Source organism: Brevundimonas sp. (genome assembly GCF_035561115.1).
Taxonomy (GTDB): domain Bacteria; phylum Pseudomonadota; class Alphaproteobacteria; order Caulobacterales; family Caulobacteraceae; genus Brevundimonas.
In genome coordinates this window covers 1-3,957 of sequence record NZ_DATMYH010000008.1, presented here as the reverse complement: position 1 = coordinate 3,957, position 3,957 = coordinate 1, and the positions used below count along the sequence as shown (strand labels likewise).

The 3,957-nt window shown below is 70.3% G+C and carries 4 protein-coding genes; 2 read left to right on the top strand and 2 right to left on the bottom strand.

The window, feature by feature from the left end; translation table 11 throughout:
• A partial coding sequence (locus VN378_RS00865) for an Hsp33 family molecular chaperone HslO (protein ID WP_325740067.1) occupies positions 1–334 on the top strand: 334 nt, incomplete at its 5' end.
• Positions 335–396: 62 nt separating this feature from the next.
• On the top strand, positions 397–1,377 hold the full coding sequence (locus VN378_RS00860; RefSeq protein ID WP_325740065.1) for a hypothetical protein: 981 nt from the start codon (positions 397–399) through the stop codon (positions 1,375–1,377).
• Here the strand turns inward: VN378_RS00860 and VN378_RS00855 are convergent.
• Positions 1,363–2,166, bottom strand: a complete 804-nt coding sequence (locus VN378_RS00855) for a hypothetical protein (protein WP_325740063.1) — start codon at positions 2,164–2,166, stop codon at positions 1,363–1,365. The two genes, VN378_RS00860 and VN378_RS00855, sit on opposite strands and share 15 nt — an antisense overlap.
• Positions 2,167–2,244: 78 nt before the next feature.
• Positions 2,245–3,957 (bottom strand): gamma-glutamyltransferase family protein (locus VN378_RS00850; protein WP_325740061.1); only part of this gene is annotated, 1,713 nt, incomplete at its 5' end.

The following is a 3,957-nucleotide window of genomic DNA, read 5'->3' as shown; positions in this document are numbered from 1 at the left end:
CGCCGGCGATGACGCGCGCGGCTCGACCGAGGAGGCGTGGGACCGGTCGCGGGCCCTGTTCCAGACCCTGGGCGACGATGAGCTTCTGGACCCGACCATCACGCCCGAGACCCTGCTGTTCCGCCTGTTCCACGAAGATGGGGTGAGGCTGGAGGACGCCCGGGCGCTGGTGGCGCAATGCCGCTGCTCGCGCGACCGCATCGCCGGCGTGCTGACCTCGTTCAAGGCCGAGGAGCGGGCCGAGATGGTCGAGGCCGACGGCATGATCCGGGTGACCTGCGAATACTGCGCGACGGTCTATGAGCTGGAGCCGGAGGAGATCGCGGCGGACTGATCCCCGACGGCATGACCGCGAGTTCATTTGAAGTTCGGGGCCCGGTCCGTCATTGGCGAATCATGATCAGCGTTCTCGCCGCCTCCATCCTCCTTGCCGGCGCAGCCCCGCCGCCGCCGCCGTGTCGCTTTACGGGCGAACCGCGCGCCTGGACATCCGAGGCGCTGGCGTCCTGGGACCGGCTGGATCATGACCGGCTGCGGATCGCCGAGCCGGTGACTCCGGTGATCACCCTGTTCGACGAGGCCTGCGCCTGGACCCTGACCCCTGACGCCCGCGGCGATTTCCGCGTCGGCGCGCGGCGCTATCGCACGACCGGCGCCGCCCATTCGGGGCAGGTTAACCTGCCCGACGGCGGGACGGTCCCGGCCCGGAAGCTGGCCTTCGCCTCGCCGATGTCGGACGGCCGGATGTTCTTCATCATGGCCCTGCCGGCGGTCTGGCGCGCGGACCGCAACGAGCCGCGCGACTGGCGACGTCTGTCCATGGTCGTCTTCATGCACGAGTTCGCCCACACCCAGCAGGCGGCGAGTTTGGGCGTACGGATCGACGACCTGCTGGCGCGCGGCCTGCCCGAGGACAGTGACGACGACGTGATCCAGGACCGGTTCGGCGCGCGACCGGATTATCCGGCCGCCTATGAGGCCGAACGGGACCTGTTCTATCAGGCGGCCTCGGCGACCGACGCGCGGACGGCGCGCGCCGGTCTGGCCTCGGCCGCACGGGCGATGGAAGCCCGGCGCACGCGCTGGTTCCGCGGGCCGGATGCGCTCTACGCCGAGGCGGACGACGTGTTCCTGACGCTGGAGGGCACGGGCAACTGGGCCGCCTGGATGTGGCTGACCGACCCGCGCGGCGGCCGTCTCAGCCCGTCGGACGCGACGACCTTCGTAAGGGGCGGCGGCAATCGCTGGAGCCAGGACGAGGGGTTGGGGATCATGCTGGCCATCGACCGGTTGACGCCGGACTGGCCGGCGCTGGCGTTCGCTCCCCGCGGCGCCACGGCGGACCGGCTGATCGAACGGGCTCTACGGAGCCGCTGAGGCCTGGGCCGCGACCGGCGGAGATGCGGTCCATGGTCCGATGGCGATGACGCCGTCATAGGCGCCGTCGCTGACGGGGCCCATCACGACTCCGCGCGCTTCGGCGTCGTATCGGGTCATGGAGTCATGGGCCCGACAGCCGTCCGCCTGACAGCTCCACGACTGCCCGCCCTGCTGGGCGACGTTGAGGGTGATGGTCTCCTTGGACGGCAGGTGGGCCGCGGCAGGCATGAGGTCAAACCGGTCGAAGCGCGTCTTGCTGGCGTGAATGTTGCCGACCAGGACCAGCACCCGGGCCTCCGGCCGGCCGGTCGCCGCCCGCGACAGCTCCACCGCCATGTCCAGCTCATAGTAGTTCTGGTCGAAGGCGGCCGGCCTCGGGCTGGAGGGCTGGAAGGCGCGGAACGCCACATCGGCCCCGCCAGCCTTCAACCGGCGGATCGACTGCATCATCTCCAGCATGGCCAGGCTGGTGCGACCGTCCGCCATGGCCGCATTGTGGAAAATGGTGTCCCGCAGAGCCTCCGCGGCCGTCGTGTCGTCCGGAGCCGCGAGGAAGGCGTCCAGCCGGGGCTGCATTTCCACAGGCAGCTCCAGCGCCACGGTCACCGGTCCCTGTTCCGCCGCGGCGCAGACCAGTTGCGCGAAGGCGGCGGGCGTCTCCGCGGCGCCGTGGATTTCCCCCACGATCACGAAGCGGGTCTCCGGCGTCCACAAGGCCTCGTGCCCGGACGGAGGCGAACAGGGAGCGGCGGCGAGAATCGTTGCGGCGGCGAACAATGCGATCATGAGAACCCCCGGTCACGCACGGGCCATACCTGTGCGTGTGCAAGGGTTGACGCCCGATTGCGGCGGTCGCGTGGCGGGTCAGTACGCCAGCGCCAGCCCGTCCTTGCGCATCTCCGACGCCGCCCCGTACGTCCAGGGCCCTCTCTCGTTCGCCTGACGCACCACGTTCTGATAGCCGCCGAAGCCGCCGTTGGGGCCGCCCGTGACCCAGCCCATGGCCTCCAGCTGCGCCTTCGACGCGGCCGGCACCCCGGTCTCGAGGAACAGGGTCCCGACGCCCTCGGACGGATGACCCATGGGCTCCGACGAACCCTCGTGCTGCCAGCGCGGCGCGTCGCCGGCCTCCTGCGGGTCGAGGCCGTAGTCGACCATGTTGATGATGATCTGGGCCTGGCCCTGCGGCTGCATGCCTCCGCCCATGACGCCGAACGCCATCCACGGCTCGCCGCCCTTGCAGGCGAAGCCGGGGATGATGGTGTGGAAGGGCCGTTTGCCGGGCGCATAGACGTTGGGGTGACCGTCGGCGAGGTTGAACAGCTCGCCCCGGTCCTGGAACATGAAGCCCAGGGTGGCGCCGTCGGGGCCGTCGGCGACCAGGCCCGAGCCCATGCCGCGGTAGTTGGACTGGATCCAGCTGACCATCATGCCGTCCTTGTCGGCGACGCTGAAATAGGTGGTGTCTCCCCGGGTCGGCGCGTCGCCCGGGAAGACGCGGTCCATGACGCGGTCGGGGCGGATCAGGCGGGCGCGTTCGGCGGCGTAGGCCTTTGAGTTCAACCATTCGACCGGGGTGCGGCTGAAGCGGTCGTCGGCGAACCATTTCGCCCGGTCCTCGAAGGCCAGACGTTTGGCCTCGGCCTGATGGTGGATCGAGGCGGCGGACTGGAAGCCCATGCCCTTGAGATCGAAGTTCTCGCAGATGTTGAGGATCTGATTGGTCGACAGGCCCTGGGTGTTGGGGCCCAGGCCATAGACGTCGACGCCGCGATAGCCGGTGCGGATCGGCTCGACCCATTCGGTGCGGTGGGCGGCGAGGTCGGCGCGGGTCATCCAGCCGCCGATGCGGCGGAAATAGCGTTCGATATGGTCGGCGATCGGGCCGTCGTAGAAGGCGTCGCGCCCGCCCTCGGCGATCAGGCGCAGGGTGCGGCCCAGGTCCGGATTGGCGAAGACCTCGCCGACCTTCGGGGTGCGGCCGTCGGGGGCGTAGACCTTCCTGCGGTTGTCGTTCTCCTCGATGATCGCGGACCGGCGGTCGAAATTGGCCATGTTGCGCTCAAGATACCAGGCGATCAGCTGGGGCATGGGCACGCCCTCCTCGCACAGCTCGGCGACCGGCAGCAGGACGTCCTTCCACGGCAGCTTGCCGTAGCGCTGGTGCGCGCTCCACCAGGCGTCGACCGTGCCGGGGACGTTGACCGTCACGGCGCCATAGGGCGGCAGATAGCCGTCCTCGGCCTTCTTCGAACGGGCGGTTTCCAGCGTCAGGCCGCGGGGGCTGTTGCCCGAGCCGTTGAGGCCGACGACCTTCTGCCGGGCCGGGTCCCACATCATGCAGAAGGCGTCGCCGCCGATGCCGTTGGCGGTGGGCTCGAGAAAGCCCAGCGCCGCGTTGATGGCGATGGCCGCGTCGATGGCCGAGCCGCCGCGCCTCAGGGTGTCGATGCCGATCAGGGTGGCGCGCGGATGCGCCGTGGCGGCGGCGCCGTGCGCACCCCAGACGGTCGAGCGGCCGACGAACTGGACGCCGCTGTTGCGGTTGCCGGGGCCGACGCCGGCGAAGGGGTCGGC